General features: G+C 33.0%; 25 protein-coding genes. 11 read left to right on the forward strand and 14 right to left on the reverse strand.

Features of this window, described 5'->3' with window-relative positions; all coding sequences use genetic code 11:
* The 6 genes from EW093_RS11980 to ilvD form a co-directional block, all read right to left on the reverse strand.
* The gene (locus EW093_RS11980; protein ID WP_149568638.1) at window positions 1-1,551 is read right to left on the reverse strand and encodes a response regulator; all 1,551 of its coding nucleotides are present in this window, start codon (window positions 1,549-1,551) and stop codon (window positions 1-3) included.
* A gap of 16 nt (window positions 1,552-1,567) precedes the next feature.
* Window positions 1,568-3,136, reverse strand: a complete 1,569-nt coding sequence (locus tag EW093_RS11985) for a sensor histidine kinase (protein WP_149568639.1) — start codon at window positions 3,134-3,136, stop codon at window positions 1,568-1,570.
* A gap of 74 nt (window positions 3,137-3,210) precedes the next feature.
* Window positions 3,211-4,170, reverse strand: a complete 960-nt coding sequence (locus EW093_RS11990) for an RluA family pseudouridine synthase (RefSeq protein ID WP_149568640.1) — start codon at window positions 4,168-4,170, stop codon at window positions 3,211-3,213.
* Window positions 4,167-4,955: an ABC transporter permease gene (locus EW093_RS11995; RefSeq protein ID WP_149568641.1), complete on the reverse strand. Its 789-nt coding sequence runs from the start codon at window positions 4,953-4,955 to the stop codon at window positions 4,167-4,169. The genes EW093_RS11990 and EW093_RS11995 overlap by 4 nt, the downstream gene beginning before the upstream one ends.
* Complete coding sequence (locus tag EW093_RS12000) at window positions 4,952-5,569, reverse strand: ABC transporter ATP-binding protein (protein WP_149568642.1); 618 nt, start codon at window positions 5,567-5,569, stop codon at window positions 4,952-4,954. The genes EW093_RS11995 and EW093_RS12000 overlap by 4 nt, the downstream gene beginning before the upstream one ends.
* 24 nt (window positions 5,570-5,593) lie before the next feature.
* Window positions 5,594-7,438, reverse strand: coding sequence for a dihydroxy-acid dehydratase (gene ilvD / locus EW093_RS12005; RefSeq protein ID WP_149568643.1), 1,845 nt, complete (start codon window positions 7,436-7,438; stop codon window positions 5,594-5,596).
* 147 nt (window positions 7,439-7,585) lie between these two features.
* On the opposite strand from ilvD, the gene EW093_RS12010 reads away from it, so the two are divergent.
* A complete protein-coding gene (locus tag EW093_RS12010; protein WP_149568644.1) occupies window positions 7,586-8,248 on the forward strand; it encodes an HAD family hydrolase in 663 nt (220 codons plus the stop codon).
* A gap of 101 nt (window positions 8,249-8,349) precedes the next feature.
* Here the strand turns inward: EW093_RS12010 and rpsD are convergent, their stop codons facing one another.
* A complete protein-coding gene (gene rpsD, locus EW093_RS12015) occupies window positions 8,350-8,967 on the reverse strand; it encodes a 30S ribosomal protein S4 (protein ID WP_149568645.1) in 618 nt (205 codons plus the stop codon).
* 157 nt (window positions 8,968-9,124) lie between these two features.
* Between rpsD and EW093_RS12020 the strand changes: the two genes are divergently transcribed.
* Window positions 9,125-9,460 carry an Hpt domain-containing protein gene (locus EW093_RS12020; protein WP_187759698.1) on the forward strand — a complete coding sequence of 112 codons (336 nt, stop codon included), beginning with the start codon at window positions 9,125-9,127 and terminating at the stop codon, window positions 9,458-9,460.
* A gap of 1 nt (window position 9,461) precedes the next feature.
* Here the strand turns inward: EW093_RS12020 and EW093_RS12025 are convergent, their stop codons facing one another.
* Window positions 9,462-10,832, reverse strand: coding sequence for a HoxN/HupN/NixA family nickel/cobalt transporter (locus EW093_RS12025; RefSeq protein ID WP_149568647.1), 1,371 nt, complete (start codon window positions 10,830-10,832; stop codon window positions 9,462-9,464).
* A gap of 5 nt (window positions 10,833-10,837) precedes the next feature.
* Window positions 10,838-12,052: a peptidase U32 family protein gene (locus EW093_RS12030; protein WP_149568648.1), complete on the reverse strand. Its 1,215-nt coding sequence runs from the start codon at window positions 12,050-12,052 to the stop codon at window positions 10,838-10,840.
* Window positions 12,053-12,295: 243 nt separating this feature from the next.
* On the opposite strand from EW093_RS12030, the gene EW093_RS12035 reads away from it, so the two are divergent.
* The 7 genes from EW093_RS12035 (at window position 12,296) to EW093_RS12065 (ending at window position 19,401) form a co-directional block, all read left to right on the forward strand.
* Window positions 12,296-13,042 (forward strand): substrate-binding periplasmic protein, encoded by a 747-nt coding sequence (locus EW093_RS12035; protein WP_149568649.1) that lies wholly within the window; start codon window positions 12,296-12,298, stop codon window positions 13,040-13,042.
* Between the two features lie 109 nt (window positions 13,043-13,151).
* The gene (locus tag EW093_RS12040; RefSeq protein WP_149568650.1) at window positions 13,152-13,850 is read left to right on the forward strand and encodes an ABC transporter ATP-binding protein; all 699 of its coding nucleotides are present in this window, start codon (window positions 13,152-13,154) and stop codon (window positions 13,848-13,850) included.
* 2 nt (window positions 13,851-13,852) lie between these two features.
* Window positions 13,853-15,331, forward strand: a complete 1,479-nt coding sequence (locus EW093_RS12045; RefSeq protein WP_149568651.1) for an ABC transporter permease — start codon at window positions 13,853-13,855, stop codon at window positions 15,329-15,331.
* Window positions 15,332-15,339: 8 nt separating this feature from the next.
* Window positions 15,340-16,644 (forward strand): ABC transporter permease, encoded by a 1,305-nt coding sequence (locus EW093_RS12050; RefSeq protein WP_149568652.1) that lies wholly within the window; start codon window positions 15,340-15,342, stop codon window positions 16,642-16,644.
* Window positions 16,645-16,674: 30 nt separating this feature from the next.
* The gene (locus tag EW093_RS12055; protein WP_149568653.1) at window positions 16,675-17,421 is read left to right on the forward strand and encodes an outer membrane lipoprotein-sorting protein; all 747 of its coding nucleotides are present in this window, start codon (window positions 16,675-16,677) and stop codon (window positions 17,419-17,421) included.
* A gap of 9 nt (window positions 17,422-17,430) precedes the next feature.
* Window positions 17,431-18,954: a hypothetical protein gene (locus EW093_RS12060; RefSeq protein ID WP_187759699.1), complete on the forward strand. Its 1,524-nt coding sequence runs from the start codon at window positions 17,431-17,433 to the stop codon at window positions 18,952-18,954.
* A gap of 81 nt (window positions 18,955-19,035) precedes the next feature.
* Window positions 19,036-19,401, forward strand: a complete 366-nt coding sequence (locus tag EW093_RS12065; protein ID WP_149568655.1) for a hypothetical protein — start codon at window positions 19,036-19,038, stop codon at window positions 19,399-19,401.
* A gap of 37 nt (window positions 19,402-19,438) precedes the next feature.
* Here the strand turns inward: EW093_RS12065 and EW093_RS12070 are convergent, their stop codons facing one another.
* The 5 genes from EW093_RS12070 to radC all read right to left on the reverse strand — a co-directional run bounded on the left by EW093_RS12070 (window position 19,439) and on the right by radC (window position 23,293).
* Complete coding sequence (locus EW093_RS12070; protein WP_149568656.1) at window positions 19,439-19,948, reverse strand: YkgJ family cysteine cluster protein; 510 nt, start codon at window positions 19,946-19,948, stop codon at window positions 19,439-19,441.
* 55 nt (window positions 19,949-20,003) lie between these two features.
* Complete coding sequence (locus tag EW093_RS12075) at window positions 20,004-20,318, reverse strand: branched-chain amino acid transporter permease (RefSeq protein WP_149568657.1); 315 nt, start codon at window positions 20,316-20,318, stop codon at window positions 20,004-20,006.
* Window positions 20,315-20,953, reverse strand: coding sequence for an AzlC family ABC transporter permease (locus tag EW093_RS12080; protein WP_342781936.1), 639 nt, complete (start codon window positions 20,951-20,953; stop codon window positions 20,315-20,317). The genes EW093_RS12075 and EW093_RS12080 overlap by 4 nt, the downstream gene beginning before the upstream one ends.
* A 77-nt stretch (window positions 20,954-21,030) precedes the next feature.
* Window positions 21,031-22,545, reverse strand: a complete 1,515-nt coding sequence (locus EW093_RS12085; RefSeq protein ID WP_149568658.1) for an AMP-binding protein — start codon at window positions 22,543-22,545, stop codon at window positions 21,031-21,033.
* A gap of 88 nt (window positions 22,546-22,633) precedes the next feature.
* A complete protein-coding gene (gene radC, locus EW093_RS12090; RefSeq protein WP_149568659.1) occupies window positions 22,634-23,293 on the reverse strand; it encodes a RadC family protein in 660 nt (219 codons plus the stop codon).
* Window positions 23,294-23,376: 83 nt separating this feature from the next.
* On the opposite strand from radC, the gene EW093_RS12095 reads away from it, so the two are divergent.
* Both EW093_RS12095 and EW093_RS12100 read left to right on the forward strand, forming a co-directional pair.
* A complete protein-coding gene (locus EW093_RS12095) occupies window positions 23,377-24,108 on the forward strand; it encodes a putative ABC transporter permease (protein ID WP_149568660.1) in 732 nt (243 codons plus the stop codon).
* A gap of 49 nt (window positions 24,109-24,157) precedes the next feature.
* Window positions 24,158-25,699 carry a sensor histidine kinase gene (locus tag EW093_RS12100; protein ID WP_149568661.1) on the forward strand — a complete coding sequence of 514 codons (1,542 nt, stop codon included), beginning with the start codon at window positions 24,158-24,160 and terminating at the stop codon, window positions 25,697-25,699.
* Window positions 25,700-25,701 lie beyond the last annotated feature (2 nt).

The raw sequence follows: 25,701 nt of genomic DNA on the forward strand, positions 1-25,701 counted from the left end.
TTAGCTTAATGTGTTATCCTTAATACCCCTTATCTTATCATGATTTTTTAAGAATATATCAACTAATACTGGATCAAAATGCTTTCCTCTCTCCTCTTCTATATATTGGACTGCTTTTTCATGGCTCCACTTCTCTCTATACTGTTTTTTTGTTGTTAAAGCATCATAAACATCTGCAATAGCAACAATTCTACCATAGATATGTATCTGCTCTCCCTTTAATCCCCTAGGATAACCTGTTCCATCCCATTTTTCGTGGTGCTGATAAGAGATATTTTTTGCAGTAATCATAACTGGATCCTGGGAATCCTTAAATATTTCATACCCTTTAACTGTGTGCAATTTCATTATTTCATACTCTTCCTCTGTTAATTTGCCAGGTTTTTTTAGGATCTCTTGGGATATGGATATCTGCCCAATATCATGCATGGGTGCAGCCATTTTTATATGATATATCTCTTCTTCTGGTATTTCTAACTCCTCTGCTATAAAACATGAAATATCTGTTACATTAGTTACATGGTTTGTATTGTCCCTGGATATCTCATCAATCAATTGACTAAGAGTTGTTATTATTTTTCTTTGAGACTCGGCTAAATCATTATTTCGAGAAATATTTTCAAAGGCTGCAGCAACATTTAGAGCATAAACTCTAATAAGTTCCTTATCCATAGCTGTTAAAGGTCTCTGCCACTGTAAAAATAGAAGGGTATGTTCCCCTTTTTTGGTTTCAAAATAACCTGTATAGGTATTGTCATTAAATATACTCTCCTGCTTATTTGCAGCATTTAGTAATTTTTTATATACACTCTCTGAAACCACGTTATTTATCCCTTCTCTCTCGTGGCCTGCATAGTTTCCTGTACCAGCTAATATGCTATAGTTAGGAGTCCCTGGCTCTTTAAAAGCACTTAAACTAGAACTATTTATATATAGGGAGTCGTCATCTAAGCTTAGTATTGAGGTTAATTGTTTTAAAATCCCCTTGGCAAATAGACTAAAGGATTGCAATTCAAATAAAAAACTTGAGGCAGATATTATAGTCTCTAGACCTATTTTATTCTGGTTGATAGTTTGAATATATTGATAGGATCTTAAAGATGCTGTTATCGCTGTAAATAGTTTTGATGCTGTTAACTCAGTTTTTGCCTTATAATCATTTATATCATAGTTTACAATAACTTGCTGTTCAGGGGCCTGTCCTGGTTGGCCTGTTCTTAAAATTATTCTACTCTCGTGGTTCTTTAAGTCTTCTCTTATACTTTTTACACATCTTAAACCTGCATCTTCTGTCTCCATAACAACATCTAGTAAGATTATTGCAATATCACTCTCTTTTTTTAAATACTCTATAGCTTCAACACCAGAGTAGACACTAGTTATATCTAAGGGTCTATTTTCAAATGAGTATCCTGTTAGAACCATTTTAGTAAGGGAATGAACATCTGCTTCGTCATCAACAATCAATATTTTCCATGGTTTTATATTACTAGTTTCATCTTTTTTTTCTTCTTCGTCCTTGAAAAAAATAAGTTCGTCATCATTTGTCACTATATCCTCCAGCTTTCTATTCTATTATTAAGGGCAGTCTTATCTTAAATGTAGTCCCCTGTCCTAGTTCACTTTCGCATATAATGCTTCCTTTTAAGGTCTGAGTAACCAGGTTGTATACTATATTCATCCCAAGGCCACTACCACCCTGGCCACGTTTAGTAGTAAAGAAAGGATCGAAAATTCTTTTTTGAATCTCCTTATCTATTCCAATACCAGTATCACTATATATTATCTCTGAATATTCACCATTTTTTAAAATATTTATAGTTATAGATCCCTTCTCCATATTCTCAAAACCGTGTTGAAGAGAGTTCATAACTAGGTTTGTGACTATTTGGGATAGTGCACCAGGGTAGCTATCCATTATAACTTCCTCTAGGGACTCAACGCTAATATTTACATTAGTATGTTTAAACTTAGAGTGAATACTTAGTAAAATCTCATCTATATACTCTTTTAGGTTAAAACTTCTCTTCTCCTCACTTGACTGGTCAACAGCAACTTTTTTAAAGCTCTTAATAAGGTTTGCAGCCCGAAGAAGGTTTGATAGGATCATCCTCGAACTCTCACTAGCTAAGTCAACGTAGGACTCAAACATACTCTTAGACATCTCTCCAGATTTATATTTTTTTGAAAACCTTGCAGTCTCATTTTCAAGATGAGAGGCTGCTGTTACACCTATACCAATAGGTGTATTTATCTCATGAGCTACTCCAGCTACCAAGTCCCCAAGGGATGCCATCTTTTCAGACTGTACAAGCTGATCCTTTGTTTTCCCTAAACGATCTAGGGACTCTTGCAACTCCGATGTCCTCTGTTGAACTAGCTCTTCTAAATGAATCCTATGGGCTTTAAGCTCACGATTGGCATTGGCAAGCTCATCTGTCTTGTAAGTTAAAGCAATTTCAGCCCGTTTTCTCTCTTCATTTTCAATATATAGAGACTGGATCTTCTCCTTTATAGAGTCTCTCATCTTCATAAAACTTCTTGAAAGTGTACCTATCTCATCTCTACTATGAATGTGTATCTCTTTATCAAGATTACCATTACTAATCTCAAATGATAAATCTGTTAATTCAATTATTGGTCTTATTATTTGACGAATTATTATTAGAAGTATTATTGATAATAGTAATGTACCAGCTACTAACGAGAAGAGTATTGTCTTTATAAAATTCGCAATCTTACTATTGATAATATCCTTAGAGTATATGGTCACTATCCTACCAATTTTATCTCCTCCATAATATACGTCAGTACCTACTTCAATAACCTCATCACTACTAATATCTTTATTTTCATAAAAAAGGTCTATCTCTCCACTAGACTCTATAACTCTAATAGATTTTATCTCAGGATCCTTTAAAAATGATAAGATGTTTGTCTCAATTAAACTGGTATCATAATAGAACATTGGCCCTGAGTTTATTTTACTTAATAAGTTATTTGTTTTTTCTATTTTTGAAGAAAGCTCTAAAAGTGAATCTCTTTTCTGTATTCTAATAAAATTATATTGAAATAAGAAGTTAACAGTTATAGTTATAATTATTACAGTCAAAATAATTTTAGCTTGAAGCTTCAAATACAATTACCTCATTTTTATTTTTCTAATATATACTATTGTAAGTAATAATTGCTGTTCTTACCACTTTTTTATTAATAATTTTTTATGTTAGGGATACTCCAATTAGGGGGTATTGTTGCTGTAAACTCCTTTATATCACCATTCATTAATGTAAGGGTTGTTTTCCAGCTATGCAGGGCTTGATTTTCAAGTTTTAATCTACACCACTCCTCTTTAGTTAGTTCATCATTTATAAATTTAAAAAAGTAGTCTTCATTTACTCCATATATTTTATCACCGACAACAGGGTATCCCAGACTGCTAATAGTGGCCCTAATTTGGTGTGTTCTTCCTGTTAAGATTTTGCATTTAAGTAGAGTTAAATTATCAAAAGTCACTAGAGGTTCAAACTCTGTATGGGAGAACTGTCTATTTGGATCACCTTCTCCATCTGGTTGTTTAGCACTTGGGTCATATATAAAATCTCTTTTTTTTCTAATTTTACTGTTTATTGCTGGGACAAGATAACCTCTTCCACTTAATTTATCCTTTACTTCACCATGTACTAATACTAAATATATCTTCTCTATTTTTCTATCCATCATCTGGTTAAAATAGAATTTAGCACTCTCCTTGTTTTTTGCAATTAACATAACTCCTGAAGTCTCCCTATCTAACCTGTTTATTAGGGATATATACTCATATTTCTCCTTTAAAATATACCAAAGAGTATTCTCAAAATATATTCCTCCTGGATGACAGGGGATATCACTTGGTTTATTAATTACTAGTAGATTCTCATCTTCATAAACTGTTATGTAATTCCTGTTTATAGGTGGCTCAATAATAGGTTCTGGATAGTATATAACCTTATCACTGTTCTTAATAATATAATCTGGGGATACGTCTAGCTCATTTATCTTTATCATTCCCCTGTTAATGTACTCAATCCACTTCTCCAATGGGTGATAGGTATATCTTTTTGTTAGCCAATTATCAACTCTTTGACCCTCTTCATTTTTTTGAACAATTATTTCCCTTTTTCTTTTCATCTATTTAGAAATATCTCCTTGTTTAATGTGTTAAAGGGTGTAAATCCCCGTCTTCTAGAGATGGTTAATGAGAGGATTATACTAAAATACTTTGCTGAAAAAATCGCTAACATTATTGCAATCTGATATTTAATTGCAGTAATAGGTAGAGCTCCTGCAAGAATTTGACCTGTCATCATACCTGGAAGTGATACTAGGCCTATGGTAGCCATTGAGGCTAGGGTGGGATTAATAGCCCTTTTGATACTCTTTCTAAGGTAGGGGAGTAGGGCTTGGTTATGACTTGCACCTAAAACAATGGTGTAGTTATATCTTTTTTCATCGTCCTTTATCCCTTCATAAAAGCTATTTAAGGCAATTATATTTCCATTTAAACAGTTTCCTAATAACATTCCTCCCACTGGAATTATAAACTTAGCTTCAAAGAGGTTGTCAACTCCTGCAATTAATAGATTAAATATTATCAAGATTATTAGCTGAGGAAGTGCAACAGATATAAGTATAGGTAAAAATAGAGGTCTTAATTTTAAACTACTTGATTTTATTGAGTGCATTGAAGCTATTATAATCATTACAAGTAGGTATAATAAATTAATAAAAGGGTGATTTAGTGTAAATATAAACTGTAGATAAACTCCTACAAAAATTAGTTGTAATATCATTCTTACTGTTGAAACCATTAGTTCCTTATTTATTTTAAGTTGTATTACAGTATTAATGGCTATTATAGGTAGAAGCAGTAGTAACATTAGCAGAAGTGCGGATATCTCAATCTCAGGATTCATCTATTCCCTCCCAACTCTTTTGTTTCTAATCTACTCCAGCAACTATCATGGGAAACAACAATTGCAGTTATATTTAAGGATAAAATTTTATTAACAACCAACTCTTTCAATTCCTTATCTAGGGCTGATGTTGGCTCATCTAATAACCAGATAGGTCTCTCTAACAGTAGCCCTATAATAAGTCCTATCCTCTGTCTCTCTCCCCCAGAGAGTTCTTTTATATTTTTATCAACTATTGATTCTGATAAGGAGAATTCTATTAGAAGTGTTTTAAGTTTGTCCCTATCTAGGATCTTTTTCCTGTTCTCCTTATATGAAAAAATCTCATTTAGAAGAGTATTAACATCTAGTTCAGGTAGATTAACATCTTGATCTAAATAGAATATATCCCTTCTTATCTGGTTTATATTACTACTTAGCACTTTTCTGTTATTTATAAAAATAAGCCCTGAATCCAATGTTATCAGACCCAGAGCTGTTTTTAAAAGTGTGGTTTTCCCACTTCCTGATTTGTTATTTATTAAAATTTTATCACCAGGATTTACATCAAAGTTTAAGTTATCAAAAACTTTTTTATTATCAAAGCTTAAATTAGCCATTTCCCATCTTATCATACTAATAAGTATAACGATTTTTATTTACTTTAAAACCCTCATTGCTCCTTTATCTGCAGAGGCTGCTAACATTCCATAAACTTTTAAGGCATCAGATACAACTCTATCCCTATCCCTTGGTGTAAATGCTTTTTCTCCAAAGGCTTCTTCTTCAAGTCGTCTCTTTGTTAGCTCCTCATCGGATATTATTAGGTTTATAGATCTATTAGGAATACTTATCTCTATTATGTCTCCATCTCTAACTAGCCCTATATTTCCGCCTGCAGCAGCTTCTGGGGATGCATGACCTATAGAGAGACCTGAGGTTCCTCCACTAAATCTACCATCAGTTAATAGGGCACACTTTGTCCCTAGGTGCTTAGATTTTAGGTATGATGTAGGATATAACATTTCCTGCATTCCAGGGCCTCCCTTAGGTCCTTCATAGGTGATAATTACAATGTCTCCCTCAACAATCTCATCGGCTAAAATTGCATCAACAGCCGCATCCTGGGAGTGATAAACCTTGGCGTTGCCCTTAAAGTTGTAAATGGATTCATCTACACCTGCAGTTTTTACTATACAACCATCTAGTGCTATGTTTCCAAATAATACTGCTAATCCACCCTCGGTATCAAAACAGTTTTCTATATCCCTTGTACAACCATTCTCCCTATCTGTATCAAGTTCTTTAAATTTAACATCTTGGCTTCCCATAACAATGGATCTTACACAACCTGGGGCTGATTTATATATTTCTATAGCATCATCACAAACAGTCTGTCTTTTAATGTCATACTTATTTATAGCTTCCCCTAGGGTTAAACCATCAGCTCTATAAGCTGTTGTATCTAGTAGTCCACCTCTTTCCAGTTCTCCTAAAATACCTAAAATACCTCCAGCTCTATTACAATCTTCTATATGGAAAACTCTACCATCAGGTACTTTGTTAGGGGCTACCTTTGATAGTATAGGTATTTTTCTTGATAATTTATCCATGTCATCCATTGTAAAATCAACTTTTGCAGATGCAGCAATTGCTAATAGGTGAAGTACAGTATTTGTAGAACCTCCCATAGCGATATCTAAGCTCATTGCATTTTTAAAGGCCTCTCTAGTGGCAATTGATCTTGGTAGTACTTTTACATTTCCTTCTATATAATACTCTTTTGTCATCTCTACAATTCGTTTTGCAGCCTTAATAAAGAGTTCCTTTCTATTTTTATGGGTAGCTACTATGGTTCCATTTCCTGGTAGAGAAAGTCCTAAAGCTTCTGTTAAGCAGTTCATGGAGTTTGCTGTAAACATCCCCGAACATGAGCCACAGGTTGGGCAGGCTGAACGCTCTACTTTATCGACTGTTTCATCACTAACACTGTCATCTGCACCCATTACCATTGCATCTACTAGGTCTAGTTTCATCGTATCAACTTTTCCCGCTTCCATTGGTCCACCAGATACAAAAATAGTAGGAATATTTAGCCTCATTGCGGCAATTGCCATTCCAGGTGTTATTTTATCACAGTTGGAGATACAAACTAGTGCATCCACTTTATGGGCATTACACATATACTCTACAGTATCTGCAATTAACTCCCTTGAGGGTAAGGAGTATAACATCCCATCGTGGCCCATGGCTATTCCATCACAAATTGCCATAGTATTAAACTCTGCAGCAAATGCGCCGCTCTCTTCTATTATATTTTTAATATCCTGTCCTACCTGATGTAGGTGTACATGTCCAGGAACAAATTGGGTAAATGAGTTTGCAATAGCAATAACAGGTTTATCCATCTGATTTTCTGTCATACCTGATGCTCTCCAGAGACTTCGTGCTCCTGCCATTCTTCTTCCATTTTTTGTTGTGGAACTTCTGTATTCGAATTTCATATAAAATCTCCTAATAAGTTTATATTATAGTTCCTTTTTTTTATTTCTCAATATGTTTTATAGTGAAATGATAACTATATAGTATTGCGCCAAATGCAATGGCATTTTTTTCAAATATAGTCATTAATTAAACTAATAGGAGGCTAAATGTTTAAAGCTGTAATTTTCGATTTTGATGGAACATTAGTTGATAGTGAGTGGGCGTATGCATTGGCAGATATTGAGTTTGTTAAAGCTATAGGTGGAGATGTATCAAATATTGATCATGCAGAGTTCGTTGGTGGAGGCGTGCGATACTTTGTAGAGTACTATATGAGTAAATATGAAATTACCGATAGGTCAGCAGAGGAATTAATTCAGTTAAATGATAAAATTTTTCTAGACATAGCAGATAATGAGATAACAGTTTTCCCTAAGATGTTATCATTAATAAAAGATCTACATAAGAGAGGTTTTCCTATGGCTATCGCTTCTGGAAGTAGCCAGTGGATTCTAGATACTATATCTGAAAAAACAGGTGTAGATAGATATATTGATAAAATATACTCTTCAGAGTTAGTTGAGTATGATAAACCAGAGCCAGATGTATATCTTCATGCAGCTAAAAAGTTAGGTGTAAAGCCTGAGGAGTGTTTAGTTTTTGAAGACTCTGCAACAGGATTTCGATCTGCAATTAGAGCAGGGATGAAGTGTATTTGGTTTGATTCCCTAGGAAATAAAAATAAGGATTTAGAAGCTAAAGCTTTTAAGTACTACCCGGATGGACAGGAAAGTTTCGATTTTAAGGATATTGTAAATTTATTAAAATAAATTATAAACAAAAAAGGGAAGTTTTAACTTCCCTTTTTTTACCATTGGTAGAAAGTAAACTCTCTTCCCAATAAGAAATTAACATATAGTTAATAGAAACTCTATTTAGAGTAGAACTCAACAACAACCTGCTCATTAGCTATTGTATCGATATCTGTTCTAAATGGAACTCTTTCAATTTTAGCTTTTAATGTATCAGCTTCAAGAGATAACCATGCAGGAACTGGTCTACCGGATTTAGAGATATTCTCTCTAACCATTTTAACCGAGTTGTCATTCTCTTTTATAGAGATAACATCACCCTCTTTAACAATTGCAGAAGGAACATTTAATCTTCTACCATTAAAAACGATGTGACCATGACTTACCATCTGTCTAGCTTGGCTTCTAGTTGTAGCCATACCTAGTCTGAAAATAACATTGTCTAATCTTCTTTCTAATAAGATCATCATGTTATCACCAGTTAAACCTGGCATCGCTTTAGCTTTTAAAAATGAGTTGTAGAATTGCTTTTCAGACATACCGTATGCAAATCTAATTTTTTGTTTCTCATTCTGTTGCTTACCAAAGTCACTAACTTTAGCTCTTGATCTAGCACCTCTTTCCTTTCCAGGACCCTGAGGTTTTTTCTTAAGTAATTTATCGTATTTACTATTACCGTAAATGTTGACGCCTAATCGACGGACAATTTTACCTTTTGCTTTGGAATTTCTTGCCATTACTTTCCTCTCTTATAATTTATTTACACACCAAAGTGCATAGTTCTAGAATAATATATATCTACTAAATTAAAGTCAAGGAAACTTGAGACTTTTAAAGTTATATTATACTATAAGAGTATATTTAAAAAAAATATTGAGGAATAATATGGAAATTATGAATATAAGTGCATTCTTAGAAGAGATGGATAACGATTATGATGATGTTAATATGATTGTTACAGAGTTCTCTGAATCTATTAAGATACAATTACAAAATATGCTTGAGCAGTTAGGGAGAGGTGACTTTACCACTTTAAGTAGGGAAGCACACTCTATAAAAGGTGGTGCAAGAAATGTTATGGCACCTAGATTAGAGAGTGCAGCAGAGAACCTTGAGTTTGCAGCAAAGGATTTTAACCAGAATAATATTAAAAAATCTTTAAATAATTTAAGTGAAGAGTTTCTTGTATTTAATAAGTTTATTACTGAGAATCTCTATATAAATCATTAGATTAACTAATAGATATTACCATAAATAGTGAGAATATAAGAAGAATAATTAAACCCATCCACTCTAATAAATTACTTATAAGGTTAAATCTATTTTTATTAGACCCACTTACTATTTTTTTACCCTTAATAGTAAAAATAGATATTAAGCTTAAAGTCAAACCTATTCCTAAAGACATTGCTAATACTGTAAGAATTCCAACGTTAATAATGCCAATAGTTAGGGATACAAGCATTATTGTAATTGCTCCTGGACAAGGTACTAAACTAGAGAGAATTATTAGGGATAAGGCTACAGGTTTACTCTCCTTATTATCTTTTTGAGGAATCAGCTTTATTATAATTAATACAATAGCTAGTAATAAAACACCTATATAACTTACTTTTTCTATATAGTTTGTAACATTATCTATAAATGATGGTTTTATTTTATTAAATATAAGGTTTAGAAGAAGTATTGATATAACCCCAGAACCTGAGTGTATTAAGGCTGAAGTTAGACTGATACCTATAGCTTTTAAATAGGATATCTTTTTTCTAGAGAGTATATAGGTTGATATAACTATTTTCCTATGTCCAGGACCTAAGGCGTGAACCACCCCATATAAAAGTGATAAAAACAGAATGTAAAATAGAGTTTTTAAAGATTTCATCTTCTGTAGTTCTAATATCTTATTTGATAATTTTAAGTAGATAGAACGTTGAACCTGGGTAACTTTCTCCTTAAATCCTATCTTGTAATCACCAAATGAGTCTAATATAGGTTCACTACTAATAAAAACCTCAGTAGGGTAGGCAACCAACCAGCCTTTTTGGGGTTTACTTGTATCTAATATTTCTGTTCTGTTTGCATTTGGGTCATAATAAAAAGGCTTATTGCTATTTTTTAAAACAGCAGAGTAGATATTTTCACCAAGTATAATGTCATTTCTATCCGGTTCACTAAAAGCAATAAAATATGACGTATCAAAGTGGGAAATAGCTATTCTTTTATCACTACCTAAATCGGGAAGCTCTATAGAGAAATTAAATGTTAATCTACTATCCTTTTCAATTGTGACATTAAAGTCTAAAACATTATCAATTCTATAATTCTTATTATCCTTTGATACGGATATAAAGTAGCTAAAATCCTTTAAACTTTTAAAACCTTCATTATATAGGTTCTCTATCTCACCCTTATTTAATAATCCATCCCCATCATCATCAAAAAAATATAGTTTGTTTTGCGACTCTATAGGGTCAAATGTCCATGAAATATTAGCTCGATCTAATCTCTCTACCCTTATCCCTATATCTATAAAAACATGGGGATGGGAGTAGATATTTATTGATGAAAAAATAATTAAAAGAGTAAGTAGAGTTCTCCTCATTTAGTCTATCTGTTTCCTCCTAATAGGTGTGGGGCTTTCTTCCTTATGATGTAACCCTCTTTTATAGGTTTAGATGTCTTAATAAATGATGTTTTACAGTGATCTGTTTTATCTACTGGATTTTTATTTTTATCAAAAAGTTTAAAGTCACTCTCTTTTAAGTAGAGCATATCTGGACCAATAAACTCGATATCATCACCCTCTGTAATCTGGTTTTTCACATCTAAAAGGTATAAGCCGTCTTCTTGTTCCCTTCCAACAGCTCCTAGAAATACAAACTCCCTAGAGTAGGACTCTTTACTAGATCTTGAAATATCTGCATTGTCGTAATAAAACCCGGTGGAGAACTCTCTATGACTTACCTTAGATATCTCATCCTGATAACCTGCTAGATTAGGAATATCTTGTCCAGAAAGTGAGTCTAATGTTTTTCTATACGCTCTTGTAACTACTGCAGTGTAGTAGATAGACTTCATTCTTCCCTCTATTTTAAGACTGTCAACTCCCGCATCCTTCATATCCTGTAGGTGGTTTATCATATTAATATCCTTTGATGACATTATAGATACACCTCTATCATTCTCATAAATAGGGTAGTACTCTCCTGGTCTTTTCCCCTCTTCTAAAACTTTATAATCCCATCTGCATGAGTGGGAACAACCACCTTGATTAGCAGATCTATCAGTCATCCAACTACTTAAAAAACATCTACCTGAGTAGGCTAAGCACATAGCTCCATGCACAAAGGCTTCAATCTCTAGTTTAGGTAGAGCTGTTTTTATCTCGGATATATCCTTTAATGACATCTCCCTAGCTGGTACAATTCTGGTAAAACCAAGATCATAATATAGTTTTGCAGCTTCAATATTTGTACAGTTTGCCTGGGTACTTAGGTGTAACTCCTTATCAGGAAAGTGCTTTTTCATTAAATTAAGAAGCCCTAAATCACTAATAATAAAACCATCAAAGGGGTACTGTTTAAAATATTCCAGCTCCTCTTCTAATTTTTTTATATCTTCATTCATAAAGTATATGTTTAAAGCACAGTATAGTTTTTTATTGCCCTTAATTCTCTTAATTTCTTCATGCTCATTCTCTTGGAAGTTATCTGCCTTTGCTCTAAGGCTAAAATTACGTATTCCTATATATGCTGCATCCGCTCCATACTCATAAGCGTATTTTAATTTCTCAATATTACCTGCTGGTGCTAGTAGTTCCATTTATCCTCCGGCTTTATAAGGATTAGACTATTACGACCTCAAATTTTAGTCAATTGAAGCTGAATACATTTTTGATAATCTTTCCTATTTAAGCCCTAGTCTATAACGAACATTTTAACTTCAGTTATCAGTTTTTCTGACTCACCACTTAATTCTGATGCTAACTCAGATACCTCTTTGTGTATTGAAGTATTCATAGCTAATTGATTTGATTTCTAACAAGTATTGAACTAACTTTTAATTATGAGAAGAACTACTAAATTATATCTAATAATCTCTTATTTAATTTTTCCCATTATATTTAGCTTTTCATTAGATAATGATATTACTGTGGTTACAAATCATTGGTACCCATATAGTAATGAATCTTCCCCAAGAGAGGGGTTATCAATAGAAATTATAATAGAAGCATTTAAAACCCAAAATTATACAGTAACTGTTATTATTACACCATGGGCTAGAGCAATTAGGGAAGTTTTAAACAGTGAATACGATATACTTGCTAATGTTTGGTTTTCAAAGGAAAGGGCAGAAGAGTTCTTATATAGTGATTACTATTATACTAATACAATTACGTTTATTTCAAACATAGATGACCCCTTTGAATATACCAATTTAGAAAGTTTAAGTGGTAAAACAATTGGGACTATAAGGGATTTTTATTATAATGAATTATTTATGAATAGCGAAAAGTTTATTAGAGAGCCAGCAAATGACTTATTACAGAATATTCTTAAAGTTGTATATGGACGAATAGACTTAACACTATCTGATGAAGTAGTAGCAAAATCGAATATAAGAGATACTCGTATGGACCTTTATAGTAAAATATACTTTAGTAAGAAACCTCTTATTGAAAACAAATTATATATAACCTGTTCCTATAAAAATAGTAGAAATAAGGAGCTTATAGAAGCATTTAATAGGGGGTTAGAAGTTATAATTAAAAATGGTGAATATAAAAGAATCATAAATAAGTATATAAAGTAGTGCATTATTCCTAATTTTAATAATCTTTTAATAAACTGTTAATCAAAATATATTTGCTTATTACCTAATAAATGGTTACATTTTTAATAGTTAATAAGGAGTTAAACATATGGCTATAGTAGAACTTAAAAATGTTCACAAAAAATATCCCCTAGGTAAAACAGAAGTACACGCAGTACAGGGCATCTCATTTGATATAAACAGAGGTGATTTTGTTTCTATTGCAGGTCCCTCAGGATCTGGAAAATCAACAACACTGAATATGATTGGATGTATAGATACAGCAACAGAGGGTGATGTATTGATAAACGGAATAAATACTCGAGGATTGAAGGATCGAGTTATTACAAACCTTAGACACGATACGTTAGGATTTATTTTCCAATCCTTTAACCTTATTCCTGTTTTAAATGTCTACGAAAATATTGAGTTTCCACTTCTGCTAGGTGGTGGTAAAAGACGTAATAGAGGTGAAGAGAGGGAGTGGATTGATCACTTAATTGAAGAAGTTGGTCTAGCTGATAGGATAAAAAATAGGGCAAATGAATTATCTGGAGGCCAGAGACAAAGAGTTGCAATTGCAAGAGCTCTTGTAACAAAACCTGAGATCGTTTTAGCTGATGAACCTACAGCAAACCTTGATTCAAAAACCGGTGAGGATATTCTTAATTTAATGAAAAGAATAAATAGAGAGCAAAATACTACATTTATTTTCTCTACCCACGATGCAACAATTGTAGATATGGCTGACCATATAATTCGTCTAAAAGATGGCCAAGTTATTAAAAATGAAAGAATAAGTAGGTAGTTATGGGAACTATTGAAAAAATTGCATTTAGAAACCTTAAGGAACATAAGGCTAAATCCCTAATTGTAGGAATATTAATAGCCGTAGGTATAATGGTCCTTATTTTAAGTAACTCTATACTTGATTCAGCTGAGGAGGGTAGTAAGAAAGTTTTTATTGAGAACTATACTGGACACCTTCTTGTCGCAAAAAAACTTGAAGAGGGTACAGTTACCGCCTTTGGGTATGAATCTAATAGTATGAGTGGCCCTGGTGGTCAAAATGATAACCCTACAATTCCTAGATATAGCGAGGTTTATGAATATTTATCATCCCTAGATGATGTTACAGCGGTAAATTCAGAGACAGCAGGATTAGGAACTATGATAAAGTTCTCAGAAAGTATGGATGAAGGTGCTTTTAGTATGTTCTGGGGTATAGATCCTGATTCGTATATAAAGATGTTTCCTAATAACATTGAAATACTTGAAGGTGAGTTTTTAAAAAGTAATGAACAGGGTGTTATGCTTAACGAAAAAGTTATTAATGACATCAAAAAAGAGCTGGATAGGGATGTTAAAGTAGGGGATATGATAACTCTACAATCATTCGCTGGTGGAATGAAGATACATGAAGTTCCTCTAAAGGGTATCTATAGGTACAAAAATGGTAGTGCTACTGTAATGCAGATGAACTTAATAGATATTGAGTCCTATCGAATTTTAGCAAAAATGATTGTAGGAACTACAGATGTTATCGATGTGGATGATGAAGATTTAGAACTATTAAGTGATGATTTTGATTTTGATACCATGTTCTCTGATGAAGTTGCTGTTAGTACAAATGATGATTCCTTTGATTTTGACGAAGTTCTAGGGGATTTAAGCCAGAGAGAAGCATTAACAAAACCTAGTACAGGGACATGGACTTTTATTCTTCTAATGCTAGATGACATCTCTAAAGTTGATAGGGTTAAGACGCAGATTGATAACTGGGCAGATGAAAATGATATTCCCCTAGAAGTTAAGACATGGCAAACATCCGCTGGTAGAACTGGAGATACAATTAAGTATGCGAAGATAATAATAAATGTCTTTATTATAATAGTAAGTATCGTGACCATAATTATTATTATGAATACCCTAGTAGTATCAATTATAGAGAGAACTTCGGAGATTGGAACCATGAGGGCAATAGGTGCTAACAAATCTTTTGTTAGAAGAATGTTTATTGCTGAGACCCTTACAATATCCATGGTCTTTGGTGCAATAGGTATTGTTATAGGATTAATTATACTATTTATTCTAAATAAAGTTGGAATCTCATTTAATGGAAACCTTCTCTTAGAAGCTGTTTTTGCCGGAGATAGACTTTATCCTGTTACTAGCTTAAAAACAATATTAAACGGTTTTGTTATAAGCTTTTTTATTGGAATAATCTCAAGTCTATATCCTGTATCAGTTGCTCTTAGAATAGACCCAATTAAAGCGATTCAGAGTTAGGAGGGATTGTGAAATATATTAAAATAGCACTTAGAAATCTAAGTAGAGAAAAAAAGAGATCCTTTCTTTTAGGTGGAGCAATCGCCTTTGGACTCTTAATTATAACTGTTGTTAATTGTGCTTCAGCTGGAGCTGTAAAAGCCATTAGTGAGAATATTACTAAAATTGCTGATGGTCATATTTTTATTCAAGGTGAACAGAGATTAGAAAGTGACAAGGTTGTATCTAATTTAGCAGATAAAGATGGGCTTTTAAGAGTAATCGATGAGTCTGGTATTAACGTTATTAAAATGAATATGAGGTCGGAGGTTAGGGCTGAACTAATTTTTGGTGATGATAGCTCAAGGACTGCAGTCTCTGGTATGAACTGGGACAGAGAAGTGGATGTTAAGAATGGCTTTCGATTTAAAGAGGGCTCAATAGACTCTATAAATAATAAATACAACATCATAATTAATGAAAAACTAGCAGAATCATTAAATGTGGAGCTAGGTGATAGTGTTATTGCTAAGGTGATGACTGTAACTGGTCAGACAAATGTTGGGGATTTTGTTGTAGGAGGGATTTTAGAGGGAACTGATATTCTATCTTCAATGTCTTCCTATGCAAATATGGACTATATAAATGAGCTAATTGGGTTAGAAAAAGATGACTACCAAACAATCTATATTAGACTTGAGTCTATTGATGTAGTAGATGCAGCTGCAGAAAAGCTTTTTACTGCTTTAGGTCAAGAGTATCAAATGAAGGCGAGAAATGACAATTCAGATATTGATCTATTCTCCCTAGCTTTTAAAAATGAGGATGTTGAGTGGGATGGACAGAGGTACTCTTTAACAGCTGTAACTGAGATGGTAGGTATATTAGACCAGTTTGTAGGGGTTGTTAATGCTATTAGCTTTGGTGTTCTACTACTACTATTCTTAATAATTATTGTAGGTGTAGCAAATACTTTTAGAATGATTATGTATGATAGAGTTAAAGAGATCGGTTCCATGAGGGCTATGGGAATGCAAAAGGGTGGAATTAGATCTATCTTCCTATTTGAAGGCTTCTTTTTAGCCCTTGCAGGTGCATTCTCTGGAATAATTCTTGCAGGAATCCTAATGTTTGGTCTCTCATTTATAGACCTGGGAACAGACCATGCAGGAGCGTTCTTTTTAAACAATGGTCATCTATTATTTGTTCCAGTTTTAGGGCCAATACTACTAAATATTTTAACAGTTGGGTTATTAACGGTTTTAGCAGTACTATTCCCAGCTAATAAAGCAGCTAACCTAGATCCAGCTAAGGCAATAGCCGCAATGTATTAGCATTTATGCTAAATAATTAAAGGAGATAATATGAAAAGAATATTTTTAATTTTCAGTTTTGCACTTATAGGAGTTCTTTCTATAACTGCCCAGGATTATACACAGGTTTTGAAAGGTTTGGACAATTTACAGGATTTTGAAGGTGTAGACCTATCAATGGTATGGACTATAGTATCCCAAAAACCTGGAGAGGAAAAAAGTGTAACTAAAATTCAGATTTTTAGGCGTGACTCTGAAGATAATGCACTATATCTATTTTTAAAACCAGAGGTAGATAAGGGACAGGGGTTTTTAATGTCCGGTGATAATGCATGGATGTATGACCCTAGTAGTAGGAAGTTTTCCCACTTCTCATTAAAAGAGAATATTGGTGATTCGGATGCACAAAATCAGGACGTAAAAGCAACTTCCTATGCTGAGGATTATAATATAGTAAAAGCAGAGGAGGGTAAGTTAGGTAAAATTGATACCTACATTATAACATTAGAGGCTAAAACTAATGAGATAACTACTCCTAAAATGAAAATATGGGTAAGAAAGGATAAAAACCTTCTTTTAAAGCAAGAAGATTACTCTCTATCTGATAGATTAGTAAGAACTATAATAATTCCAAAATGGACAACTGTTGGTGGTAAATATATTTCTGCTCAAACCCTCATTCAAGATAATCTAAAGGAGGGGGAAAAGACACAGATAACCGCATCTAGTATCTCAAATGCCCAGATTCCTGATGATGTTTTTACTAAGGCGTATCTAGAAAGAATAAATAATAAGTAGGTGTAGATGATGAAAAAAATATTAACAATTTTATTACTAACTAGTTCTTTTTTTCTATTCTCCCAGGAAGATGATTTTTTCTCTGATGATGTTGATTTTGAAGATATGAACTTTGATGATATGTTTGGAGAAGAGGGTGATGATACATTTTTAGAGGTTGTGGAAGATCAATCCGATGAGGTTGCTGCCCCATCTTCTGAACTTTTAACAACTAATGGTGTTGAATTTGGTGGAACATTTTCATCCTCAATTTCAGCTGGTGTAACATATTCAGATTTTCCAGGAGTTTCAGATATTTTTAAAGATTATGATGATACTTTTACTCCAAGCCTCTCTGCAACTCTATATTTTAATGCAAGACCAACAGAGGATACTAGATTTTTTGGAAAGGTTTCTACAGATATCCCATTTTATAAGTCTGCAAAGGTTTTATTAGCTAATGAGGATTATGTACCCGGTGCAGTTTATGTTGCAGAAGACCCTACAAAAACTAATTATAGAGAGGGAACTCCTGCAACAGTATCTATCCCAGAAATAAAGATAGAGGAGCTTTTTACTGACTTTAACTATAAAAACAGGGTCTTTTTTAGGGTCGGTAAACAGAATGCTAAGTGGGGTGTTGGTTACTTCTTTAGCCCAGCAGACTTCTTAAGTCTTGAGTCCATAGACCCTGAGAACCCAACTGCAGATAGGGAGGGACCTATAGCTATTAAAGTTAGTGCACCCTTTGGTTTAAATAACTTATACACCTATATTACAGTTCCAAACTCAGTTTTTGAAACAGGAGATGCCAGTGTAACTGATTTAATTATTGCACCAATGTTTCAGGTTCTATTAGGGGATACAGAAGTTAGTTCCGGGATCTACTACCAAAAAGATAGCGCCCCAAGAGCTATGTTAAGTGCTACCTATGGTACAAATACAAACTACGGTCAGTTCTCTTTCTTTGGAGAGGCTGTAGGTCTATATGGGTCCGATAAAACCTTTATTAAAGAGGATTACACAACAGTTACCTACGACGATAAACTATTTTTTAACGGTACAGCTGGTTTTATGTGGAGTAAGGAGATAGCTAATAATAATTTTAGTCTAGTTGGACAGTACTACTATAATGGGGAGGGGTATGAAAAAAACTCTAATATTATTAAAAATGTGATGGCCCCTATATCAGGTGTAACACCAGATGTCCCAGTTACATATTCAGGTAGTTATACTACTTTATTAACAGACTTTTTAGCTGGAGATAGTGATCTTACATTTTCTGATGTTGCAAATAGAAGTAGACACTACCTAGGGGCTAGTTTTGGTATATCAAATCTATTTGATAATGAGGATTTATCACTGTCAGCATATACAATGATGAATTTAGCCGATATTTCTGGTTTTGTTAAATCGTCAATTAGTTATACATTTTTTGATGGTTTAAGTGCCTCTCTTGGAACAACTATTAACTTTAGTGATAGGGGAGATGAGTACTTTGGAGACAAATTTGCTATAGATTTAACATTTAATTTAGGCGGAGGAAGTTTCTAATAAAATAAATATTTAAAGCCACCTGAAAGGGTGGTTTTTTTTATTGGAATTATATTTCTATCATTGTATACTAGCTCTATAATGGATTTAAAAATAAACAAACAATTAAAAATAGTAGTTCTTGGGTTATTTTTAATGCTTCTATCTGCATGTTATGGAGAGATGATGCCTTTTTCAGCAACTCTTAAAGTTAAAAATTGTAACAATTCAGGTATCCCAGGTTTAAAAATATCATATAAAAACTCTTCTGATGATAGTGTTTGGGTAGACTTAGGTTTTTCAGATATAAACGGAGAGTATAGGTTTAGTACATTGAATTACAATAATGAGAAGTATCAGTTCCTTATAGAGGATACTGATGCTTGTGAAAATATCGGTTATTATAAAACAAAAAGTGTAAATTTAGAGGATGATCTAGAGAATATTATCTTATTAGAAAAGCCATAGAGAGAACAAAGTAAATTGACCTCCCTAGGTAGATATTCTAACTTAGAGTACCTCTGTTAACACTCTCCTTAAGCCAATTAATCATTAAGTAGACAGCAGGACATATTTTACTGTTTTCCATAGTCTCCCTTAAATAATTTCTTAATCTTGTTTTATCTGTATATGGATAGTCCCGACAAAATTTAGGTTTGTCTTCATAATATATGCAGTAGTTATCCTCGGCTATAAATGGACAAGGAACAGTTTTTGCTATTCGATCATTATCCTCATCTACATCAGTATACTCTTTTTCCCAAACTATAGGTCTACAGTGAAACCTCTTTGCTAGTTTAGTAATATCCTTCTGTTGGTAAATAGGTCTAACAGTTCTACAACAGTTTCCACACTTAAGACAGTCAATCTCTTCAAAGGCTTTATCGTGTAGCATATTAAACTCTCTATCTAAGGATTTAGCTCTGATCTTTTTTAGTACCATAATGAATTTTTTATTATCTTCATAATCTAATTCAGCCTGTTTTAATAATTTAGCGTACTCTTCATCAATCATGATGCCCTCCCTAATAGTGATCCATATTTTAATGTTAGCCTAATATAATGTCAATTCAAACAGGGGGAAATAGGCGAAGTAAAAGCATATAAGAGGTTGTCCCTCCAAATATACTTATTAGAGGATGTTTAAATAGTAGATGTAGGAGTACAACAATCCCAGCTCCAATCCATTTTAAAGTAGACTGATCACTACTTATATTAAGGGGTAGGGATGTTAAAACCAGGGTCAACATTACAGCTCCTGGAATTAGTTTTGCTCCACTTAATAACCACTTAGGTGGCTCTTTTTTACTAAAAATAATAAAAGGAAAAAATCTAGTTATTGATGTAGCAATACCCATTGCTAAGATTGCCAGTATTATTTTCACTCTTTACCTCCAATTAAAAAACAACCTATTGAGCTAAGTAGTATGGCTAGTATTAAAGAGTCCTCTTTAATTCCTAAAATATTTAATAAAATAATGGATACTATTGGAATAAGAAAAGGTCCAACTCTCTTTATAACCTTAATCTGTTCAATGGTTAAAACTATAAAAAGGGCTGTTAATGCAAATTCTAAACCCGGTGCATCAAAAGTTACAACACTACCTAATAGAGCACCTAATGTACTCCCTATAGTCCAATAGCTTTGATTAAAAGCTGTTATCCAAAAATCAAAATGTTCTGGGTTGCTATCCTTAGGTGGTGGAAGGGTCGTTAATAGAGCATAGGTTTCATCTGTTAAACCAAAGATTAGATATTTTTTAAACTTTTTAAAGGGTTTAAAACGTTCTAAAAGAGATAGACCATAAACAATATGTCTTGCGTTAATTAGTAAGACTGCTAATCCAATTTCTAATGGACCCTTACCACTTAATAATAAGCCTATAGACATAAATTGGGCAGCACCTGCATATATTATTATGCACATTAATGGGGCTAGATACCAGGGGAAGCCAGATTTAACTAATAGAAATCCAAAGGCAAAACCTATGGATATATAACCAAAAAAACAGGGGATGATGCTTTTAAAGAAGCTGTTAGAGTAGCCTTATGAATAGTCATAAGGCTAGTATATATAATTTACATTATTGTTAGAAGTTAAACCGTAACTTCTTCTCTAACTAATTTTTCAACACTTCTAAAATCTACTTTACCACTTCCCATTTTAGGTAGGTCTTCAAGAAAAATATACTTTTTAGGTATAGCTATTTGTGGAAGGTTTTGTCCAAGACTCTTAATTAGTTCATCTTTGTCTATCTCTTTTGTTAAAACAGCAACTAAGGATGAACCTTTAATTTCGTCGGGAACATCTACAACACAACAATCAATTGATTTATCAACTATGTTAGATATTACACTCTCTGTATTCACAAGGGAGACCATCTCACCACCAATTTTAACAAATCGTTTTAGTCGACCCCGGTGCCATAAAAAACCATCTTCATCTAAAATCCCTATATCTCCTGTATCATACCAACCATTAACAATAACTTCCTTGGTTTTTATATCGTCCATATAACCCTTCATAACAAGGTCACCCTTTACTAATATCTTTCCTTCAACTCCTGGGGGGAGGGGCTCTCCAGTATCTATATTAGTAATTTTAACCTTGGCATTAGGAACAACAAGTCCAATACTTCCAGGTTTGTTATTGTCTCTATGATTAACTGATACAACAGGGCTAGTCTCTGTGGCACCATAGCCTTCTACTATCTCTATATTATGTTTTTCTTTATATTCATCCCTTAACCACTGGGGAGTTTTATCCGCACCTGCAACTATTAATTCTAGGGAGGCAAAATCTCCAGGTTTTGATGATCGAAGGTAACCAGAAAGGAAAATTGGAGTTGCTGCAATTAGAGTACACCTCTCCTCTCTTATTATTTTAGGGATATTTTTATAATCTAATGGATTTGCATAGGTAACCACAGTCATTCCAAGAGTTAGTGGCATCCAAAAATTGGTCTGTATACCAAAAACATGAAATAGGGGTAAAATAGAGAATATCGTATCCTTCTTTGTCAATTTTAATACATCAATTACATCTTCAACGTTAGACCCAAGGTTTTTATGTGAAAGTTGAACCGCCTTAGGTTCTTTTTCACTTCCACTTGTAAAAAGTATACAGGCTGTATCATCAATACTACTCTTAGGTAAGATAGCTTTAATTATAGCCTTAGGAAGCTTAGATTTAATTGCTGAAAATAACTTATCTAATCCAGTTACCGTTGTAATTAAATCTTCAATACATACCATACCATCAATTAGGGGACAATTCTGTTTTTCAAGGAGAGCCCTGGATGTTATTATAGTCTTAAAGTTACACTTATTCTGGGCCATTAAGCAGTTCTCTCCAGCACCTGTAGAGTAGTTTATCATTACAGGGATCTTTCCACTCATAAGTGTTGCTATTGTTGTTAACATAGCCCCAGCTGAGTTTGGTATCATAATACCAATGTATCTTTCGTCATACTTCTTCAGCTTATTTTGTAGCACTAGGGAACCAATTAGTGCCTTACTATATGTAGCTTTAGTTCCAACCATTTTATCTATAATGGCTAGTTTATTACCGTTTTTCTTTGCTGTATCTATAAATTTATGGTGCAGAATCAAATATTACTCCTTACAGTTGTAACATTTTTACCCTTATTTTTACGTTTTGTCAAATCTGTAAATATAAAAAATGTAATATTTGTTGAATTTATATGATTTGATTCTCTGTAAAGCTAAAATAACTCCTGTGGGAGAAAATAATATGATCCAATATTTTTATACCTAAGATATCCCCTGCACTTATTAATCTTTTAGTCACCTCCTTATCCTCATTACTTGGTTCTAAGTTCCCACTTGGGTGGTTATGGGCAAGAACTAGGGATGCGGCCCTATCTTTTAGTGCATCTGAAAAGACCTCCCTGGGATGGATTAGAGTTTTATTTAATATTCCAATACTAATAACTCTTGTCTTTATTATTTCGTGGGCTCCATTTAGGGTTATTACAATAAAATACTCCTGGGGTCTTGTAACAAAGTGCCTAACAGCAGGAAGAATATCCGTAGGATAGGATATTTTTTGTATTGAGGGAGTAAGACGTCGTCTTGAAAACTCCATAGAAGCTCCAATCATAGAAGCTTTTGCAACACCTATTCCATTAATTTTCTCTAACTCTTCAGTAGATAGCTCACTATTTGATGTATCAATTAACTCTAGAATTTTATTGGATAATTTATCTATAGGGTTACTTTTTGTGCCAGAACCCAGGAGGATAGAGATTAGCTCCTTATCACTTAAATTTTTCATACCATATTTTTTTGCCTTTTCCCTTGGTTGTAACGAAGAAGCTTTATTTTTATATCTATACATAGTTACCTCACCTGTTTATAGGATAAAAGCATAAAAGGAATTCATATATTTGAAGTTATAAATTAATAGTGTATATTAGAAAGATGATACTAATTTTTAAATTAACATTTCTATTTATGTGCGGTACAGTTAGTGGTTGGATTATTGAATTAATATGGAGAAGATATTTTGGCTTAGCACGAAGATGGCTTAACCCGGGTTTTTTAAATGGACCATGGCTCCCAATATATGGATTTGGAACAATATTTTTATACTATTTATCTATAAATATTCTTCCTATATACCTTTTAATTCCTCTCTTCTTTTTTTCCATGACTCTACTAGAGTTTGTTGCCGGTATTTTTTTTATAAATGTATATAAAATAAGGTTGTGGGATTATAGGGGGAATAGACTCAATATAATGGGGATAATCTGTCCATTCTACAGCTTTTTATGGACAATTCTTGGTCTTGTTTTCTATTATTATATTCATCCTATACTCTATAAGTATATATTAATAATTTTAAGTAGATATGAACTTACATTTTTTCTTGGAATATATGTTGGAGTTCTTTTTGTTGATATAGTTATATCATTTAATTTGGCAAATAGAATTAAGAATGTTGTACGAAATAGTGGACAAAAATGGCATGTTGAGTACGAAGGGTTTAAAATTGAGTTAAGGGACCGCTTTGAAAAAGGTGTGAAAAATAGAACACATTTTATGTTACCATTTAATGGAGAGAGCGGCTTGTTACTAAAAAATAGATTATTGGAACATAAAGATAAAATAATTAGACCAATTAAGACATTAAAAAATAGAGTAAAACATTAAACTTGAAGTATAGGATATTTAGCCTTAAAATTGAGATAGGGTAGGGTAGATGCGATTACAAAAAAAAATTCTATATACAGTTCTAATAAGTACAATTTTTTTTACTTTTATAAGAGAAATTGTAAGTTTTTTTGACGCAAAAAATATAGCTGAGAGAGGGCTTGAACAAAAAATTGTTGTTACTGGGAAGCTTATGCAAGGTGTTTTAGCAAATCCCCTATACAATCTAAACTACAATCTATTAGAGGAGAGTCTTTTACACTTTTATGAGGATCCTGACATTATATCAATAAAACTTGTTGAGAGTGGGGGCATCTTAGAGATTAATAAACAAAAAGATACTTCTACTAATCAATATACAATTAAGCAGCATATAAAAATTGTCTACAGAGAAGTCTATTTAGGTGATGTTGAAGTAGTCTATTCAGAGATAAATATAATAGAAAAGTTAAGGGACAAGGTCTTTAAAAGTATTTTATCTATTTCACTTTTAATTGGTATAATAACACTTTTTCTCCTATTCTCCATACAAAAGATAATTAAGCCTGTTAAAGAGTTAACAGATCTCTCTGTTGAAATAAGTAACGGAAATCTTGAGAAAAGCATAGATATTTATAGTAGTGATGAGATAGGCATATTAGCCAAAAGTTTTATTGTTATGAAAGATTCGATTAAAAGTCAGTTAGAACAGATACAAAATGAGGTTGCTCAGAAGGATATTGCTGAAAAAACACTGCAAGAACTTAATAATAACCTAGAGGAAAAGGTTAATGAGAGAACTAGGGAGTTAGAGGAAGCTTTAGAAAACATTAAAAATACCCAAAAAAAATTAATTGAATCTGAAAAAATGGCCTCATTGGGAATCCTAGTGGCAGGTGTAGCCCATGAGATAAATACACCTATAGGGATTGCTGTTACAGCTGCATCCCACTTACAAGATGAAGTTAAAGTATTCTCTTCCAAATATATGGATAATCAAATTACACGTAGTGGTATGGAGGGGTTTTTAAAAGTTTGTGATGAAATCACTGAAATTATTCTATCTAACATGTACAAGGGTAGAACTTTAGTTCGAAGTTTTAAAAACATAGCTGTAGATCAAACTTCAGAGCAGATGAGGGAGTTTGAATTAAAGAGTTATTTAGAAGAGATTTTACTAAGCACCCATTCAAAGTTTAAAAGAACAGGAATTAAAATAAATGTAATATGTGATGAAGGTATAAAACTACACAGTTACCCTGGGGCACTCTCCCAGGTGATTACTAATCTTCTATTAAACTCCCTATATCACGGGTTTGAGAATATTTCCCAGGGAGAGATTATAATTCTTGTAAGTGAAAATGATCAAAATATTATAATAAACTATAGTGATACTGGTAGTGGAATTCCTAAAGAGTTTGTATCCAAGGTTTTTAATCCTTTTTTTACTACAAAGAGAGGAAAGGGTGGAAGTGGCCTAGGACTAAGTATTGTATATAACCTTGTAACAAGTGTACTAAATGGGGATATTGAGTGTAGTAGTATTGAAGGTAGTGGTGTAACATTTATTATAACTATACCTACAGTAGCTAAAAAAATCGAAGATAGTTAAAG

This window comes from Thiospirochaeta perfilievii (genome assembly GCF_008329945.1).
Lineage (GTDB): Bacteria > Spirochaetota > Spirochaetia > DSM-2461 > DSM-2461 > Thiospirochaeta > Thiospirochaeta perfilievii.

Coding starts and splice junctions, on each gene's coding strand:
- EW093_RS12025 (WP_149568647.1), bottom strand. CDS start 10,832: ATGAGGAGAACTCTACTTACTCTTTTAATTATTTTTTCATCAATAAAT.
- EW093_RS12070 (WP_149568656.1), bottom strand. CDS start 19,948: ATGATTGATGAAGAGTACGCTAAATTATTAAAACAGGCTGAATTAGAT.
- EW093_RS12030 (WP_149568648.1), bottom strand. CDS start 12,052: ATGGAACTACTAGCACCAGCAGGTAATATTGAGAAATTAAAATACGCT.
- EW093_RS12000 (WP_149568642.1), bottom strand. CDS start 5,569: ATGATAAGATGGGAAATGGCTAATTTAAGCTTTGATAATAAAAAAGTT.
- EW093_RS12040 (WP_149568650.1), top strand. CDS start 13,152: ATGGCTATAGTAGAACTTAAAAATGTTCACAAAAAATATCCCCTAGGT.
- ilvD (WP_149568643.1), bottom strand. CDS start 7,438: ATGAAATTCGAATACAGAAGTTCCACAACAAAAAATGGAAGAAGAATG.
- EW093_RS12095 (WP_149568660.1), top strand. CDS start 23,377: ATGATACTAATTTTTAAATTAACATTTCTATTTATGTGCGGTACAGTT.
- radC (WP_149568659.1), bottom strand. CDS start 23,293: ATGTATAGATATAAAAATAAAGCTTCTTCGTTACAACCAAGGGAAAAG.
- EW093_RS12020 (WP_187759698.1), top strand. CDS start 9,125: ATGAATATAAGTGCATTCTTAGAAGAGATGGATAACGATTATGATGAT.
- EW093_RS12045 (WP_149568651.1), top strand. CDS start 13,853: ATGGGAACTATTGAAAAAATTGCATTTAGAAACCTTAAGGAACATAAG.
- EW093_RS12055 (WP_149568653.1), top strand. CDS start 16,675: ATGAAAAGAATATTTTTAATTTTCAGTTTTGCACTTATAGGAGTTCTT.
- EW093_RS12065 (WP_149568655.1), top strand. CDS start 19,036: ATGGATTTAAAAATAAACAAACAATTAAAAATAGTAGTTCTTGGGTTA.
- EW093_RS12010 (WP_149568644.1), top strand. CDS start 7,586: ATGTTTAAAGCTGTAATTTTCGATTTTGATGGAACATTAGTTGATAGT.
- EW093_RS12060 (WP_187759699.1), top strand. CDS start 17,431: ATGAAAAAAATATTAACAATTTTATTACTAACTAGTTCTTTTTTTCTA.
- EW093_RS11995 (WP_149568641.1), bottom strand. CDS start 4,955: ATGAATCCTGAGATTGAGATATCCGCACTTCTGCTAATGTTACTACTG.
- EW093_RS11990 (WP_149568640.1), bottom strand. CDS start 4,170: ATGAAAAGAAAAAGGGAAATAATTGTTCAAAAAAATGAAGAGGGTCAA.
- EW093_RS12035 (WP_149568649.1), top strand. CDS start 12,296: ATGAGAAGAACTACTAAATTATATCTAATAATCTCTTATTTAATTTTT.
- rpsD (WP_149568645.1), bottom strand. CDS start 8,967: ATGGCAAGAAATTCCAAAGCAAAAGGTAAAATTGTCCGTCGATTAGGC.
- EW093_RS12100 (WP_149568661.1), top strand. CDS start 24,158: ATGCGATTACAAAAAAAAATTCTATATACAGTTCTAATAAGTACAATT.